This window comes from Xanthomonas sp. fls2-241-TYG-148, assembly GCF_030208815.1.
Taxonomy (GTDB): Bacteria; Pseudomonadota; Gammaproteobacteria; order Xanthomonadales; family Xanthomonadaceae; genus Xanthomonas; species Xanthomonas campestris.
Genome location: NZ_JARVTE010000003.1, coordinates 65,503 through 80,932, shown reverse-complemented (window position 1 = coordinate 80,932; position 15,430 = coordinate 65,503). Strand labels below are relative to the sequence as shown.

Here is a 15,430-nt window from a genome sequence, read left to right as displayed (position 1 = left end):
GGAACGCCGGCCTGCCGGCCGGAACAATACGGCTCAGGCGGCCAGCAGGCCGGCAGGCAACTGCATGGTCAGACAATGCAGGCTGCCGTTCTGCCAGATCAGCGGACGGCATGGCACCGGCACGATCTGGTGCTGCGGAAACGCGTCGGCCAGCACCGCCTGCGCCGCAGCATCGGCGGCGTCGCCATAGGCCGGCATCAGCACCGCACCGTTGACGATCAAAAAATTGGCGTACGACGCGGCAAGGCGCCGGCCCTGGTCCAGGATCGGCTCTGCCCACGGCAGCACGAACAGGCGATACGGCTGCCCATCAGCCTTGCGCAGCGCAGCCAGTTCTTCGCCCATCGCCTGCAGCTCGGCGTAGTGGGAATCGCTCGGTACGTCGCAGCCCTGGTAGACGATCGCATCCGGGCCGGCAAAGCGCGCCAGCGTATCGATATGCGCGTCGGTGTCATCGCCTTCCAGATAGCCGTGGTCCAGCCAGAGCACGCGGTCCTGCGCCAGCCAGGTCGCCAGGTCGCTGCTGAGGGAGTCGCGCGAGCGCTGCGGGTGCCGTTCGTGCAGGCACTTCCAAGTAGTCAGCAAGGTGCCGGCGCCATCGGTTTCGATCGCGCCACCTTCCAGCGCAAAGTCGACCGTCTGCACCTCGGCGGGCACGAAGACGCTGGCTGCATCAAGGCTGCTAACCAGTTGATCGTCCAGGCTTGCCTCGAACTTGCCACCCCAGCCGGTAAAGCGGAAATCCATCAGCCGGAAACTGTCGCCATGGCGCAAGGTGATCGGGCCCGAATCGCGCAGCCAGGTGTCGTTGTAGGCGGCAACCACGAAGCGCACCTGTGCCATCTCCACCCGCGCCGAACGCAGGCGGGCTTCGGCATAGATCTGCAGGTCATCGTCGGCCACGCAGATGATCACCGGCTGGAAGCGGGTGATCGCGGTGACCAGGGCAATATAGGTGTCTTCCACCTCGGCCAGGCGCTCGGCCCAGTCGGTGCCGGCATGTGGCCAGGCAATCAGGATGGCGGATTGGGATTCCCACTCCGCAGGAAAACGAACGCTGTCGGTCATGCCGGTCACTTACTCATCTGATGCCTGGGGCAACGCCCCGGCGGTGGGCCATCTCCGCACCCAGGTGCGAAGGCTTGCAGTCCGTTCATGCCGCTTAGGCGGCAGTGCTCGGTGGCTGCACCGGAGCGTTGTACGCCCCGGTTGTGTCAAGCAGCGCGGCGGCACGCATGCGCGCCGCGCCTGATGTTGCGGACGTGGTACTCAGCGGATCGGCGGCTTCGGGCCGATCTCGTCGGCGTCGGCCTGGTTGGCCACCACGTCGATCACCTTGCTCTTTTCGAAGTACACCGTGAAGGCGGGATACACCCAGCGATGGATGGTCGGCCATTGACGCTTCTGGCCGCCGCGCGGGTCCAGCTTTTCCTGCGGCGCACCGTAGCGGCTTTCCACCTGGCTCATGCTGTCGCCACGCAAGGGCAGGGCAGCGGCAGGTTTCTGCTGCGCGCGATCAACCAGCAGCGTTTCGGCATAAGCACTGGCACTGATCCCCATCAATGCCATCAGTAACCCTACAAACAGACGGTTGCGCATGTCATCTACTCCCCAGTGGACAAGATTCGAACGGTGATTACAGCAAAAAAGCATCGCAAAAACTGGTGTACGCCCCGGTGAGCGTTGTCGGCCGGGCCTGTCATGCAGGCCGATGCGCATGGGTGCAGCATCGTGCGGACATCAGCCAAGAAAAAACCGCCCGGAGGCGGCTTTCTCGGGTCTTGCTGCGCAAGGCGTCGGCTTAGCGCTGACGGGCCTTGAAGCGCGGGTTCGACTTGCAGATCACGAAGACCTTGCCGCGGCGGCGGACCACCTTGCAGTCGCGGTGACGGGTCTTCGCAGACTTCAGGGAGGACAGGACTTTCATGGCACACCTCGGCGTAAACGGTTGGATTCGATGGAAGAGTGCCCGCGATCGAGGGTGCACCCGGAATTAAGCCGGCAATTCTAACCGGCTTTTCGTCGTGCTTTCAAGTGGTTGCATCCGAATGGCTGCAAGCGGCGCTACACTAACGCCTGATGACCTTCCGGAAACCTGAATGACCGACCTGTCACCCGTGCTCACTATCGATGGACCCTCCGGCGCCGGCAAGGGAACCGTCAGCCGGATCGTCGCCGCCCGGCTGGGCTGGCATTACCTCGATTCGGGCGCACTTTACCGTGCGGTGGGCGTGGCGGCGAGCTGGGCCGACCTGGATGTGTCCGACCCGGCCGCGCTGGTGCGTTGCACCTTCGACACCAAGGTCGAGTTCGATGAAGCGGGCGAAGCCGGCCTTCGGGTGCTGGTCAACGGCGTGGACGCCACCGGCGAGTTGCGCCTGGAAACCACCGGCGCGCTGGCTTCGGCGATCGCCGCCATCCCGGAGGTGCGCTCGGCCCTGAAGGAGCGCCAGCGCGCGTTCCGCCAGCCGCCGGGCCTGGTCGCCGACGGCCGCGACATGGGCACGGTCATCTTCCCCGATGCCGCATTCAAGGTCTTCCTGACCGCCAGTGCCGAAGAACGTGCGGGCCGTCGCCATAAACAGTTGATGGAAAAGGGTGTTTCGGTTATCTTTGACGACCTGCTGCGCGAGATCATGGCTCGTGATGCCCGTGATGCGCAGCGGGTGGTGGCGCCATTGCGGCCGGCCGAAGACGCCGTGCTGATCGATACCAGCGGGATCGGGATCGAAGATGTCGTCCAGCGTGTGGTGGGGCTGTTGGACTCCCGCACGCCGTAAGTGTTGCAGCCAGCGGGCACGTCCCGCCGACCGTAAGGCGTTCCAAAGGCTCCGTCGCGCATCCCGCGTGGCGGTTCTATTACTTCACAACCGACCCGCGGTGCCGGGGTCAAACAGGCTGGGCGGTACGTATCGGTCGCTAGGCGACGATCAACGCCCGTGTGTTCAACTGAGTAAACTCCAAATGACAGAATCTTTTGCCGAACTGTTCGAAGCCAGCCAAGCCAATCTGGCGAAGCTGAAGCCGGGCTCCATTGTCACCGGTACCGTCGTGGAAGTCCGCGGCGACGTGGTGGTGATCAACGCTGGCCTGAAGTCCGAAGGCATCGTGCCGATCGAGCAGTTCCGTAACGACGCTGGCGAAATCGATGTCGGCGTTGGCGACCAGGTCAAGGTTGCCCTCGACTCCATCGAAAACGGCTTCGGCGAAACCGTGTTGTCGCGCGAGAAGGCCAAGCGCGCGATGGTGTGGGACGAGCTGGAAGAAGCGTTGGAAAAGAACGAAACCATCACCGGCCGCATCAGCGGCAAGGTCAAGGGTGGTTTCACCGTGGACATCAAGGATGTTCGCGCGTTCCTGCCTGGTTCGCTGGTGGATGTGCGCCCGGTGCGCGACCCGGCCTACCTGGAAGGCAAGGAACTCGAGTTCAAGCTGATCAAGCTGGACCGCAAGCGCAACAACGTGGTCGTGTCCCGCCGTGCAGTGGTCGAGAGCGAGCATTCGGAAGAGCGCGAGCAGCTGATGGACAAGCTGCAGGAAGGCGCGATCCTGAAGGGTGTCGTCAAGAACCTGACCGACTACGGCGCATTCGTGGACCTGGGCGGTATCGACGGCCTGCTGCACATCACCGACATGGCCTGGAAGCGCGTGCGCCATCCGTCCGAAGTCGTGAACGTCGGCGACGAGCTGGACGTGCGCGTGCTGAAGTTCGATCGCGAGCGTAACCGCGTCAGCCTCGGCCTGAAGCAGCTGGGCGAAGATCCGTGGGACAACATCGCGCGTCGTTACCCGGCCAACAGCCGCGTGTTCGGCAAGGTCTCCAACGTCACCGATTACGGCGCATTCGTCGAGATCGAACCGGGCGTCGAAGGTCTGGTGCACGTGTCCGAGATGGATTGGACCAACAAGAACGTCAACCCGTCCAAGGTTGTGCAGGTTGGTGACGAAGTCGAAGTGATGGTGCTGGACGTCGATGAAGAGCGCCGCCGCATCTCGCTGGGCATGAAGCAGGTTGCCGCCAATCCGTGGGAAACCTTCGCTGCGACCCACAAGAAGAACGACAAGGTGTCCGGTCAGATCAAGTCGATCACCGACTTCGGCATCTTTATCGGTCTGGACGGCGGCATCGACGGTCTGGTTCACCTGTCCGACATCAGCTGGAATACCACCGGCGAAGATGTCGTGCGCAACTACAAGAAGGGCGACACGCTGGAAGCCGTTGTGCTGGCAGTCGATCCGGAACGTGAGCGCATCAGCCTGGGCGTCAAGCAGCTGGAGCAGGATCCGTTCGGTCAGTACATGGCGTCCAACCCGAAGGGTTCGAAGGTCGAAGGCGTGGTGCGTGAAGTGGACGCCAAGGGCGCCACGATCGACCTGGCCGATGGCATCGAAGGCTACGTCGCTGCACGCGACATCGCTAACGAACGTGTGGACGATGCGACCCAGCACCTGAAGGTTGGCGACAAGATCGAAGCCAAGTTCGTAGGCATGGACCGCAAGGGCCGTACGCTGCAGCTGTCGATCAAGGCCAAGGACGATGCCGAAATGCGCGAAGTGCTGGAGGAATACCAGTCCGCGTCGGGCGGCACGACTCAGCTGGGTGCGCTGCTGCGCGCGCAGTTGAACAGCAACAAGTCCGAGTAAGCGCGTAGCGCTCTTTCTGAGAGCGTGATGGATCGGCCCGGGCTTGCCCGGGCCGATTCCGATGTGTCAGTCGAAAAAAGCAAGTCTTCCCATGACCAAGTCCGAATTGATCGAAATCCTGGCGCGACGCCAAGCGCATCTGAAGTCGGACGATGTGGATCTGGCGGTCAAGTCGCTGCTGGAAATGATGGGGCAGGCCTTGTCCGATGGTGATCGGATCGAAATCCGCGGGTTTGGCAGCTTCTCGCTGCATTACCGCCCGCCACGCCTGGGCCGCAACCCGAAGACCGGTGAATCGGTCGCGCTGCCTGGCAAGCATGTTCCGCATTTCAAACCCGGCAAGGAGCTGCGCGAGCGCGTGAGCTCGGTGGTGCCGGTCGACATGGTGGATGCAGCGGAGTGAAGTCCGTGCTGCTGCTGCGTTGATGTCCGCTCGGTTAAGCTAGGCGCCTTCCCGACGGAGTTCCGCCATGAAGGTGTTTCGCTTGCTGGTGATGTTGGCCTTCCTGCTGGTTGGTCTGATCATTGGCGCGGTCAATTCCCAGGACGTCGCGCTCGACTTCCTGTTCTCCAGTGTGCACACGACCTCCGGGATCGCGATCATCGTCGCGCTGCTGGTCGGTGTGTTGATCGGCGCCGGCATGGTGCTGGTCAGTGTGGTCATTCCCCTCTATTCCAAGCTGCGCCAGGCCAACAAGGCTGCCGCGGTCAGTCGCGCCGACGCCAGGCCAGTTGCACCTGTCGCCGTCGAGCCGCGCCCGCTTGATGGACTGTAGTACGTATGGACTTCCTGACCGAATGGTTCTGGTTCTTCCTGTTTCTGCCGATCGCCGCGCTTGGCGGCTGGATCGTTGGCCGGCGCGGTGGCCAGCGCCACGGCGACACCCAGGTCAGCCGTCTGTCCAGCACCTACTTCCGTGGTCTGAACTATCTGCTCAACGAGCAGCCGGACAAGGCCATCGAACTGTTTCTGCATATCGCCGAACTGGACAAGGAAACCTTTGAGACCCAGGTCGCGTTGGGGCATCTGTTCCGCCGCCGCGGTGAAGTCGACCGCGCGATCCGCCTGCACCAAGGCCTGGTGCAGCGCGCCGATCTGACCGATCAGCAGCGTGTCCAGGCGTTGCTGGCACTGGGCGAGGACTACATGAAATCCGGCCTGCTGGATCGCGCCGAAACCGTGTTCACCGAGCTGGCGCAGCTGGACCAGCGCGCGCCGCAGGCGTTGCGGCACCTGATCGGCATCTATCAGGCCGAGCGTGACTGGGAAAAGGCGATCGACAACGCCACCCGCTACGAAGAAGTCACCGGCGAGCCGATGGGCAAGCTGATCTCGCAGTTCGAATGTGAGCTGGCCGATCGCTACCGTGGCGTCGGTAAGCCAGACGAAGCGCTGCAGGCCATCGCACGGGCTTACCAGGCTGACGGCACTTCTGTGCGCGCCGGCATTCTGGAAGGTCGGATCGAGGCCGAGCGCGGTCACGACGAGGCGGCTGTCCGCGCGTTCGAGCGTGCCGCGCGGCACGATCCGGAATACTTGCCGGAAATCATTCCCGCACTGATGGCGGCCTACCGCCGGGTGGGCGACATCGCCGGCGCGCGCAATTTCCTGTCGGAGATGACCGAGCACTATCGCGGCATCGCGCCGGTGCTGGCCCTGACCCAGTTGATGGAGGCGCAGGACGGCGTAGCGCCGGCCCTGGCGTATCTGGGCCGTCAGCTCAAGGATCGCCCCTCGGTGCGCGGCGAGTCTGCCTTGATCGATCTGACGCTCGCCGAAGGCAGCGACCCGGTCGGCACCTTGCAGGATCTCAAGCACATCACCGACCAATTGCTGGTGCGCAACCCCAGCTATCGTTGCACCCGCTGCGGTTTCGGTGCCAAGACCCATCACTGGCAATGCCCCAGCTGCAAGGAATGGGGAACCGTCAAGCCGCTGCTGAACTACGCGGTGGTCTAGTGCCGCCACTTTGGCTGTGGTGCGCGCTGCATCTGCTGATCGCAGCGCTCGGAACCTGGGGGCTGCGGCGCTATGCCTTGCACCGGCGCCTGCTCGACCATCCCGGCGAGCGGCGCAGCCATACCGTGGCTACCCCGCGTGGTGGCGGCATGGCCATTGTCGCCGCGCTCCTGACGGGCTGCTTGGTGGCCTCGTTGGTATGGCCTACCGCGCGCCTGTCAATTGCGTGGTTCGCTGCAGGCTTACTCCTGGTTGCGGGCGTGGGCTGGTGGGACGACCACCGGCCGCTCTCGGCCAAACTGCGCTTTGCGATCCATGCCCTCGCATCGGTGTCGCTTGGCCTGCTGGTGATACGCCATACAGGGCAACCGCTGGATGGGATCCTCACGGCGTTGGCGTCGGTGGTGCTGATCAATGTCTGGAATTTCATGGATGGCATCAACGGGCTGGCTTCCAGTCAGGCCGCACTTGCGGGCGCTGCGTTCGCGCTTGTCGTCCCAGGCAACCTTTCGTGGGCTGGATGGGCACTGACAGCGGCATGTCTTGGATTTCTCCCATTCAACTTTCCACGCGCGCGCATCTTCCTGGGCGATGGCGGCAGCGGGGCACTCGGTTATGTGCTGGCCGGGCTCCTGGCTTTGGCAGTGGGAGCGGGGCAGGTGAGTTGGTGGATCGTGTGGTTCCCGTTGACTGCATTTCTTGTCGACGCGGGCTTCACGCTGCTGTCTCGCATGCTTTCCGGACAGCGTTGGTGGGAGCCTCACGCCTCGCACGTCTATCAACGCCTGGCACGATTGCTGACCAATCATGTGCCGGTGACCACGGTTTACTTCGCTTTCAGTCTCATCGCTGTTTGCTTGTTTGTCATAATTCGTACCGATTCGCGCGGATGGCTCATGGCTGATGCGGTGGCATGGGGCATCGGCGCAACGGCGATCTGGCAACTTCTGCGCCATGGATTGCGCAATTCTTGAGTAATGGACTTTTATGATTTCCTGGCGTGATCGTTTGACCAAGTCGCTTCCACAGATCGCTGTGGTCGTCCATGACCTGCTGATGGTCTGGGTCTGCTGGCAGCTGCTGCATGCGGGCCGCTATTCCATGCTGCGCGACGCGCCAGACCTGCCACTGTGGGATTGGCGTACGGCGGTGGTCTTGGTTGCGCAGGGGCTGGTGTTCTGGCGGATGGGTCTGTATCGCGGCCTCTGGCGCTTTGCCTCGGTGCCGGATCTGTGGAACATCTTCAAGTCCAGTTTTCTCGGCCTGGTCGCGATCGTGCTGGCGTTGTCGTACGACCGCCTCGATGGCGTGCCGCTCTCGGTGTTGGTGGTCTATCCGTTTGCGTTGTCGGCGTTGCTCGGCACGCCGCGGTTGCTCTACCGCGCCTGGAAGGATTACCAAATCGCCCACTCCGGCGACGCCGCGCAGCGGGTGCTGATCTTGGGAGCAGGGCGTGCGGCCGAGGGCCTGGTGCGCGACCTGCGCCGTAGCGGCACGTTCGTCCCGGTCGGCTTTCTGGATGACGCCACCCATTTGCACGGCGCCAAGATCCAGGGCCTGAATGTGCTGGGCAATCTGGATCAGGCCGCGGCGATCGCCAAGGAAACTGCGGCCAAGCTCCTCGTCATCGCGATTCCATCGTTGGATGCATCCGGCATGCAGCGGGTGGTGGCCATCTGCGAAAGCACCGGTCTGCCGTTCCGGATGGTGCCCAAGCTGATCAACGTGCTGGAAGGCCGGTCGCTGCCAGGCGAGTTGAAGGAAGTGGCGATCGAGGACCTGCTCAACCGCAAGCCGGTCACGCCGGACTGGCGCCTGATCCGCGACTGGCTCACCAACAAGACCGTGATGGTGACCGGCGCCGGCGGTTCGATCGGCTCGGAAGTCTGCCGGCAGTGCGCGCGTCATGGCGCGCGCCGCATCGTGCTGCTGGAAATCGATGAGCTGGCGCTGCTGACTATCGATTCGGACCTGCGCCGGTTGTTCCCCGATATCGAAGTGGTGCGTGTGCTTGGCGACTGTGGCGACCCGGCAGTAGTGGCGCATGCCTTACGCACGGCCACGCCCGATGCCGTGTTCCATGCGGCCGCCTACAAGCAGGTACCGCTGCTGGAAGAGCAACTGCGCGAAGCGGTGCGCAACAACGTGCTCGCAACCGAGAACGTGGCGCGTGCCTGCCAGCGGGCGCGGATCGAAACGTTTGTGTTCATCTCTACCGACAAGGCGGTCGAGCCGGTCAATGTGCTCGGCGCGAGCAAGCGCTATGCGGAGATGATCTGCCAGAGCCTTGACGCCCGCGATGCTCCGACGCGCTTCATTACCGTGCGCTTTGGCAACGTGCTGGATTCGGCCGGCAGCGTGGTGCCGTTGTTCCGCGAGCAGATCCGGCAGGGCGGACCGGTCACGGTGACGCATCCGGATGTGACGCGTTACTTCATGACCATTCCCGAAGCCTGCCAGCTGGTGGTGCAGGCCGCAGCATCTGCGTCGCACGGTGCCATCTACACACTGGACATGGGCGAGCCAGTGCCGATCCGCTTGCTGGCCGAGCAGATGATCCGCCTGGCAGGCAAGCAGCCGGGCAAGGACATCGCCATTCTCTACACCGGTCTACGCCCGGGCGAAAAATTGCACGAGACCTTGTTCTATTCCGACGAGGACTACCGACCCACCGCGCATCCCAAGATCCTGGAAGCCGGTGTGCGCGAGTTCTCGCACGAGCAGGTGTTGCAACTGGTGACGCGCCTGCGCGAGGCGGTTAACCGCTATGACATCAACGCAATGGAGACTGTGCTGGGCAGTCTGATGCCGGATTTTGCGGCTGCTCGACGGAAAGTCGACACGCGATCTGATACGGTCGTTCCATTCCCCGCACGTGAGGTCAGAAGACTTTAATGAGCAAGCGTATTCGCAAGGCCGTATTCCCCGTCGCAGGTCTTGGGACCCGCTTTCTTCCGGCAACCAAGACGGTGCCGAAGGAAATGCTGCCGATCATCGATAAACCGCTTATCCAGTACGCCGTGGACGAAGCCATCCAGGCCGGTTGCGATACGCTGATCTTCGTCACCAATCGCTACAAGCACTCGATCGCCGACTACTTCGACAAGGCCTATGAGCTGGAGCAGAAGCTCGAGCGTGCAGGCAAGCTCGAGCAGTTGGAGCTGGTGCGCCATGCACTCCCCGAAGGCGTCCGCGCCATTTTTGTGACGCAGGCCGAAGCGCTCGGCCTGGGCCACGCGGTGCTGTGTGCCAAGGCCGTGGTCGGTGACGAACCGTTCGCAGTGCTGCTGCCCGACGACCTGATGTGGAACCGCGGCGATGCGGCGCTGACCCAGATGGCCGATGTGGCAGAAGCCTCCGGCGGCAGCGTGATCGCCGTGGAAGATGTGCCGCACGACAAGACGGCCAGTTATGGCATCGTGTCCACCGATGCGTTCGACGGCCGCAAGGGCCGCATCAATGCCATCGTCGAAAAGCCCAAGCCGGAAGTGGCGCCGAGCAATCTGGCGGTCGTCGGTCGTTACGTGCTCAGCCCGAAGATCTTCGAGTACCTGGAGTCCACGGGCGCCGGTGCAGGTGGCGAGATCCAGCTCACCGATGCGATCGCCGAGCTGCTCAAGCAGGAACAGGTCGACGCGTTCCGTTTCGAGGGCCGTCGCTTCGACTGCGGCGCGCACATCGGTTTGATCGAGGCCACGGTGCACTTTGCGCTCGAGCACGAGAAGCATGGCGCGCCGGCCAAGGAAATCATTCGCAGCGCCTTGGCTGCGGCTGACGCGCGCGGCTGAGTGTTCGGCTAGCAGTGTTGCAACGAACGGCGCCATTGGGCGCCGTTCGTCGTTTTGGGTCCCCGCATTAGCGAAGAATGGTGCCATGCTTGAGATCGCTGCCATCCATACCGCGCGTCATATGCGCAAGCACGTGCAGGCCAGCGGCCGCCACGTGCCGCTAAAATCCCTGCCATGAGCCAGCCTGCCGAATCCAGTGAACTGATCAACGTGGTGACCCTGCTGGGCGCTGCGGTGGTCGCCATCCCGCTGTTCCGACGGCTGGGCCTTGGCTCGGTGCTCGGCTATCTGGCCGCCGGCTTGGCGATCGGGCCGTTCGGGCTTGGCCTGTTCGATGACCCGCAGGCGATCCTGCATGTGGCCGAACTGGGTGTGGTGATGTTCCTGTTCGTGATCGGGCTGGAGATGCGGCCCTCGCATCTGTGGAGCTTGCGCTCTGAAATTTTTGGCCTAGGCACGGTGCAGATCTGCGTGTGCGCGCTGGTCTTGACCGGCATCGGCATCCTGCTCGGCTTTACGCCGCCGGTGGCCTTCGTGGCCGCGTCCGGTTTCGTACTGACCTCCACCGCAGTGGTGATGCAGTTGCTTGCCGAGCGCGGCGACGTGGCGCTGCCATCGGGGCAGAAGATCGTGGCGATCCTGCTGTTCGAGGACCTGCTGATCGTGCCGCTGTTGGCGATCGTTGCCTGGATGGGCGCCAGTGGCGACCCGCAAGCCGCTTCGCAGCGTTGGCAGGGCATTGGCATTGGCCTGGCCTGCATCGTTGGACTGCTGGTAGCCGGCCGGTGGTTGCTCAATCCCTTGTTCCGCATCCTGGCCGCCAGCAAGGCACGCGAGGTGATGACCGCCGCCGCGCTGCTGGTGGTGCTCGGCGCCGCGTTGTTGATGCAGGTCGGCGAGTTATCGATGGCGATGGGTGCGTTCCTGGCCGGCGTGCTGTTGTCCGAATCCACCTTCCGCCATCAGATCGAAGCCGACATCGAACCGTTCCGCGGCATCCTGCTGGGTCTGTTCTTCCTGGGTGTCGGCATGAGCCTGGATCTGCGCGTGGTCGCGGCGGACTGGCGCTTGATCCTGGTCGGCGTGCTGGCGTTGATGGTGGGCAAGGCGGTGTGCATCTATGCGGTGGCGCGCCTGATGCGCAGCGATCACCGGCAGGCGCTGGATCGTGGCGTGCTGATGGCGCAAGGCGGCGAGTTTGCGTTCGTGTTGTTCGCGGCGGCGTCCGCATCCGGTGTCATCGACGCCCAGGTCAATGCCAGCCTTACCGCGATCGTGGTGTTGTCGATGGCACTGACGCCGTTGTTCGTGCTGTTGCAGCGGCGCCTGACGCCGGCAGCGGCGGTGTCGCTGGATGGCGTGGAGGAAGCCAGCGGCCAGACCGGCAGCGTATTGATCATCGGGTTCGGGCGCTTCGGTCAGGTGGCCAGCCAGTCGCTGCTGGCGCGCGATGTGGACGTCACCATCATCGACAACGACATCGAGATGATTCAAAGCGCGGAGGAATTCGGGTTCAAGATCTACTACGGCGACGGCACCCGGTTGGATGTGTTGCATGCCTCCGGTGCGCATACCGCGCGTGCGATTGCGGTGTGCGTTGACAACCGCGAGGCGGCCAATCGCATCGTCGAATTGGCAACGCGCGAGTTCCCGCACGCGAAATTGCTGGTGCGTTCCTTTGATCGCGAACACGCTTTGGAGTTGATTGCTGCTGGCGTGGACTACCAGATCCGCGAAACCTTCGAGTCGGCGGTCGCGTTCGGCGAAGTGGCCCTGCTCGAACTGGGCGTGGACGAGGATGAGGCCCGCACGATTGCGCGCGAGATCCGGCGCCGCGATGCCGAGCGCCTGGAGCTGGAAATTGCCGCGGGCAATGTGCGTGCCGGGGCAGGGCTGATGTACGGCAACATCATGCCGACCGTACCCAAGCCCACGCCATTCACCCCGCCCAAGCGCGAGAGCCGCACGCTCAATCGCGATGCGCTGCCGCAGGATGTGCGCGAAGAAACGGCTGAGCGAGACTAAGCGCAGCGATCACATCACTGCGTGACTGCCAGGCGGGTGCGGCCGGTGCTTGGGCTCCGCATGCGCCCCAGGCACTGAGTTTCTTTGCACCCGCTTTGACGATTGCTCGCTACGTTTCGTCGGCCGCTTTAAGGTGATTCAGAACGGCCAGCACCTAACGTGCCGGCTGTCATCGCTCAGCCGTGCTTGCGCTGCGCAGCTGCGAAGGCTTCCAGCTGTTCCGGCGTCGCTTCTTGTTGATGCTGCTGTTTCCACTGCACAAATGGCATGCCGTACACCGCGTCGCGGGCCTGCTCCTTGCTCATGGGTTGGCCTTGCGCCTCGGCGGCTTCGCGGTACCAGTCGCCCAGGCAGTTACGGCAGAAGCCGGCAAGAATCATCAGGTCGATGTTCTGCACGTCGGTGCGATCCTGGTTGAGATGCTGCAGCAGGCGGCGGAACGCGGCGGCTTCGATCGAAGTGGTGTCGGTCATGGCGGAATCGGGGACAATAGACGGCCTTCGACTCTACACCTGACGCCCCATGACCGCTCCCGCGCCAGCCGCCCTCGCTCCGGCCCGCCTCCTCGATGGTCGCCGCATTGCCGAGGAATTGCTCGACGGTCTGAAGCTGCGCGTGGATGCGCGCCTGGCGGCGGGCAAGACCCGGCCCGGGCTGGCGGTGGTGCTGGTGGGCGGCGATCCGGCTTCGTCGGTGTATGTGCGCAACAAGCGTCGTGCGGCGGAGAAGGTGGGCATCGAGGCCTTCGACTACGACTTGCCGCAAGGCACCACCGAAGCCGAGCTGGCCGCGTTGATCGACCAGCTCAACACCGATCCCAAGATCCACGGCATCCTGATCCAGTTGCCGCTGCCGGGCATTCCCGATGCCAACCGGCTGATCCAGCGCATCGACCCGCGCAAGGATGTGGACGGGTTCCATCCGCAGAACGTCGGGCATCTGGCGCTGCGCGAATTCGGTTTGCGGCCGTGCACCCCGCGCGGCATCGTGACCTTGCTCGCGCATACCGACCAGCCGGTGCGCGGGCGCAACGCCACCATCGTCGGGGTGAGTAACCATGTGGGCCGGCCGATGGGCCTGGAGTTGCTGATTGCCGGCTGCACGGTGACCAGCTGCCACAAGTTCACCCCGCCGGATGTGCTGGAAACCAGCGTGCGCAACGCCGACATCCTGGTGGTGGCGGTGGGCCGGCCGGGGCTGATCCCCGGCGAATGGGTCAAGCCTGGCGCGGTGGTCATCGACGTGGGCATCAACCGCCTGGACGATGGACGCCTGGTCGGCGATGTGGGGTTCGAGGCCGCGGCGCAGCGCGCTGGCTGGATCACCCCGGTGCCGGGCGGGGTAGGGCCGATGACGGTGGCCACGCTGATGCAGAACACGCTCGAGGCGGCCGATGCGGCTGGTTGAGCCGTTCGTGTAACGCAGCATTGCGGCGGCACTCAGCTGCCGCAGTGTCTTCGCGGCCGCTTTCAGGGTAAAATGTCGCGCTTCCCCAAACTCGGGTCCGCCGATGCTCCGCATCCAGGCTGAAGCTCTTACCTACGACGACGTCTCGCTCGTCCCCGCGCATTCCATTGTCCTGCCAAAGGACGTCAGCCTTGAGACTCGGTTGACACGCGACCTGCGCCTCAAACTGCCGATCTTGTCCGCGGCCATGGATACGGTGACCGAACACCGCTTGGCGGTGGCGATGGCCCAGCTGGGCGGCATCGGCATCATCCACAAGAACCTGACCCCAGCGCAGCAGGCGGGCGAGGTGGCCAAGGTCAAGAAGTTCGAATCCGGCGTGATCACCGAGCCGTTTACGGTGAGCCCGGACACCACCATTGGCGAAGTGATCGCGCTGACGCGCGCGCGCAACATCTCCGGCGTGCCGGTAGTGGATGGCAGCGAACTGGTTGGCATCGTCACCAGCCGCGACATGCGCTTCGAAAAGAAGCTCGACGATCCGGTCCGCCACATCATGACCAAGAAGGATCGCCTGATCACTGTGCGCGAAGGCGCCAGCGATGAGGAAGTGCTCGAGCTGCTGCATCGCAACCGCATCGAAAAGATCCTGGTGGTCAACGACAGCTTCGAGCTGCGCGGGCTGATCACGGTCAAGGACATCCAGAAGAAGACCGACAACCCCAACGCCGCCAAGGACGACGCCAAGCGCTTGCTGGTCGGTGCGGCGGTGGGTGTGGGCGGCGATACCGAACAACGTATCGAACTGCTCGCTGCTGCGGGTGTGGACGTGGTCATCGTCGATACCGCGCACGGCCATTCGCAGGGCGTGATCGACCGCGTGGCCTGGGTCAAGAAGACCTACCCGCACCTGCAGGTGATCGGCGGCAATATCGTCACTGGCGATGCAGCGCTGGCGCTCATGGACGCCGGCGCCGACGCGGTCAAGGTCGGCGTGGGCCCGGGGTCGATCTGCACCACGCGTGTGGTTGCGGGCGTGGGCGTGCCGCAGATCACCGCGGTGGACATGGTGGCCGAAGCACTGCAGGACCGCATCCCGCTGATCGCCGATGGCGGTATCCGTTACTCCGGCGACATCGGCAAGGCGCTGGTGGCCGGCGCGTCCACGGTGATGGTCGGCGGCTTGCTGGCTGGTACCGAGGAAGCGCCTGGCGAAGTTGAGTTGTTCCAGGGTCGCAGCTACAAGAGCTACCGCGGCATGGGCAGCCTGGGCGCGATGGAGAAGGGGTCCAAGGACCGCTATTTCCAGGACGCTTCCGACGCCGACAAGCTGGTGCCCGAAGGCATCGAGGGCCGGGTGCCGTATCGCGGCCCGGTGGGCGGCATCATCCATCAGCTGATCGGTGGCCTACGCGCGACCATGGGCTACGTTGGCTGCGCCACGGTCGAGGAAATGCGCACCAAGCCGAAGTTCGTCAAGATCACCGGCGCCGGTCAGCGTGAGAGCCACGTCCACGACGTGCAGATCACCAAAGAGCCGCCGAACTATCGCGCTGGCTAAACCAGCGCTCGGGATTGGGGATTCGGCATTCGGGATTCGTAAGAG

Annotated in this window: 15 protein-coding genes; 11 read left to right on the top strand and 4 right to left on the bottom strand. The window is 63.8% G+C overall.

Going from position 1 to position 15,430, the window contains the following annotated elements:
* Positions 1–33: 33 nt before the first annotated feature.
* The 3 genes from QRM60_RS05665 to ykgO all read right to left on the bottom strand — a co-directional run bounded on the left by QRM60_RS05665 (position 34) and on the right by ykgO (position 1,927).
* On the bottom strand, positions 34–1,068 hold the full coding sequence (locus QRM60_RS05665) for an agmatine deiminase family protein (RefSeq protein WP_161960372.1): 1,035 nt from the start codon (positions 1,066–1,068) through the stop codon (positions 34–36).
* A 201-nt stretch (positions 1,069–1,269) separates the two neighbouring features.
* Positions 1,270–1,599, bottom strand: a complete 330-nt coding sequence (locus tag QRM60_RS05660; RefSeq protein WP_115556163.1) for a hypothetical protein — start codon at positions 1,597–1,599, stop codon at positions 1,270–1,272.
* A gap of 202 nt (positions 1,600–1,801) precedes the next feature.
* Positions 1,802–1,927, bottom strand: a complete 126-nt coding sequence (gene ykgO, locus QRM60_RS05655; protein WP_005913193.1) for a type B 50S ribosomal protein L36 — start codon at positions 1,925–1,927, stop codon at positions 1,802–1,804.
* Between the two features lie 172 nt (positions 1,928–2,099).
* Here ykgO and cmk point away from each other — a divergent pair, with 172 nt between their 5' ends.
* The 9 genes from cmk to QRM60_RS05610 all read left to right on the top strand — a co-directional run bounded on the left by cmk (position 2,100) and on the right by QRM60_RS05610 (position 12,417).
* On the top strand, positions 2,100–2,780 hold the full coding sequence (gene cmk, locus QRM60_RS05650) for a (d)CMP kinase (RefSeq protein WP_012438204.1): 681 nt from the start codon (positions 2,100–2,102) through the stop codon (positions 2,778–2,780).
* Positions 2,781–2,964: 184 nt separating this feature from the next.
* Positions 2,965–4,644, top strand: coding sequence for a 30S ribosomal protein S1 (gene rpsA, locus QRM60_RS05645; protein ID WP_011037340.1), 1,680 nt, complete (start codon positions 2,965–2,967; stop codon positions 4,642–4,644).
* A 91-nt stretch (positions 4,645–4,735) separates the two neighbouring features.
* A complete protein-coding gene (locus QRM60_RS05640) occupies positions 4,736–5,047 on the top strand; it encodes an integration host factor subunit beta (protein WP_115556162.1) in 312 nt (103 codons plus the stop codon).
* Between the two features lie 67 nt (positions 5,048–5,114).
* On the top strand, positions 5,115–5,420 hold the full coding sequence (locus tag QRM60_RS05635) for a LapA family protein (RefSeq protein WP_115556161.1): 306 nt from the start codon (positions 5,115–5,117) through the stop codon (positions 5,418–5,420).
* Between the two features lie 5 nt (positions 5,421–5,425).
* Positions 5,426–6,604, top strand: coding sequence for a lipopolysaccharide assembly protein LapB (gene lapB / locus QRM60_RS05630; RefSeq protein WP_011269674.1), 1,179 nt, complete (start codon positions 5,426–5,428; stop codon positions 6,602–6,604).
* Entirely contained in the window at positions 6,562–7,578 is a 1,017-nt protein-coding gene (locus QRM60_RS05625) for a glycosyltransferase family 4 protein (RefSeq protein WP_161962926.1), read from the top strand. Before lapB ends, QRM60_RS05625 begins: the two co-directional genes overlap by 43 nt.
* Before the next feature lie 13 nt (positions 7,579–7,591).
* Positions 7,592–9,499 carry a nucleoside-diphosphate sugar epimerase/dehydratase gene (locus tag QRM60_RS05620; protein ID WP_012438206.1) on the top strand — a complete coding sequence of 636 codons (1,908 nt, stop codon included), beginning with the start codon at positions 7,592–7,594 and terminating at the stop codon, positions 9,497–9,499.
* Positions 9,499–10,392, top strand: coding sequence for a UTP--glucose-1-phosphate uridylyltransferase GalU (galU, locus tag QRM60_RS05615; protein ID WP_012438207.1), 894 nt, complete (start codon positions 9,499–9,501; stop codon positions 10,390–10,392). The genes QRM60_RS05620 and galU overlap by 1 nt, the downstream gene beginning before the upstream one ends.
* Positions 10,393–10,566: 174 nt before the next feature.
* Positions 10,567–12,417, top strand: coding sequence for a monovalent cation:proton antiporter-2 (CPA2) family protein (locus QRM60_RS05610; RefSeq protein WP_285445776.1), 1,851 nt, complete (start codon positions 10,567–10,569; stop codon positions 12,415–12,417).
* 176 nt (positions 12,418–12,593) lie between these two features.
* On the opposite strand, the gene QRM60_RS05605 is transcribed toward QRM60_RS05610, so the two are convergent.
* Entirely contained in the window at positions 12,594–12,890 is a 297-nt protein-coding gene (locus QRM60_RS05605) for a DUF1244 domain-containing protein (protein WP_285445775.1), read from the bottom strand.
* A gap of 49 nt (positions 12,891–12,939) precedes the next feature.
* On the opposite strand from QRM60_RS05605, the gene folD reads away from it, so the two are divergent.
* The gene (folD, locus tag QRM60_RS05600; RefSeq protein ID WP_285445774.1) at positions 12,940–13,824 is read left to right on the top strand and encodes a bifunctional methylenetetrahydrofolate dehydrogenase/methenyltetrahydrofolate cyclohydrolase FolD; all 885 of its coding nucleotides are present in this window, start codon (positions 12,940–12,942) and stop codon (positions 13,822–13,824) included.
* 103 nt (positions 13,825–13,927) lie between these two features.
* Entirely contained in the window at positions 13,928–15,385 is a 1,458-nt protein-coding gene (gene guaB, locus QRM60_RS05595) for an IMP dehydrogenase (protein ID WP_040941253.1), read from the top strand.
* Positions 15,386–15,430 lie beyond the last annotated feature (45 nt).

Coding starts and splice junctions, on each gene's coding strand:
- QRM60_RS05665 (WP_161960372.1), bottom strand. CDS start 1,068: ATGACCGACAGCGTTCGTTTTCCTGCGGAGTGGGAATCCCAATCCGCC.
- QRM60_RS05660 (WP_115556163.1), bottom strand. CDS start 1,599: ATGCGCAACCGTCTGTTTGTAGGGTTACTGATGGCATTGATGGGGATC.
- ykgO (WP_005913193.1), bottom strand. CDS start 1,927: ATGAAAGTCCTGTCCTCCCTGAAGTCTGCGAAGACCCGTCACCGCGAC.
- cmk (WP_012438204.1), top strand. CDS start 2,100: ATGACCGACCTGTCACCCGTGCTCACTATCGATGGACCCTCCGGCGCC.
- rpsA (WP_011037340.1), top strand. CDS start 2,965: ATGACAGAATCTTTTGCCGAACTGTTCGAAGCCAGCCAAGCCAATCTG.
- QRM60_RS05640 (WP_115556162.1), top strand. CDS start 4,736: ATGACCAAGTCCGAATTGATCGAAATCCTGGCGCGACGCCAAGCGCAT.
- QRM60_RS05635 (WP_115556161.1), top strand. CDS start 5,115: ATGAAGGTGTTTCGCTTGCTGGTGATGTTGGCCTTCCTGCTGGTTGGT.
- lapB (WP_011269674.1), top strand. CDS start 5,426: ATGGACTTCCTGACCGAATGGTTCTGGTTCTTCCTGTTTCTGCCGATC.
- QRM60_RS05625 (WP_161962926.1), top strand. CDS start 6,562: ATGGGGAACCGTCAAGCCGCTGCTGAACTACGCGGTGGTCTAGTGCCG.
- QRM60_RS05620 (WP_012438206.1), top strand. CDS start 7,592: ATGATTTCCTGGCGTGATCGTTTGACCAAGTCGCTTCCACAGATCGCT.
- galU (WP_012438207.1), top strand. CDS start 9,499: ATGAGCAAGCGTATTCGCAAGGCCGTATTCCCCGTCGCAGGTCTTGGG.
- QRM60_RS05610 (WP_285445776.1), top strand. CDS start 10,567: ATGAGCCAGCCTGCCGAATCCAGTGAACTGATCAACGTGGTGACCCTG.
- QRM60_RS05605 (WP_285445775.1), bottom strand. CDS start 12,890: ATGACCGACACCACTTCGATCGAAGCCGCCGCGTTCCGCCGCCTGCTG.
- folD (WP_285445774.1), top strand. CDS start 12,940: ATGACCGCTCCCGCGCCAGCCGCCCTCGCTCCGGCCCGCCTCCTCGAT.
- guaB (WP_040941253.1), top strand. CDS start 13,928: ATGCTCCGCATCCAGGCTGAAGCTCTTACCTACGACGACGTCTCGCTC.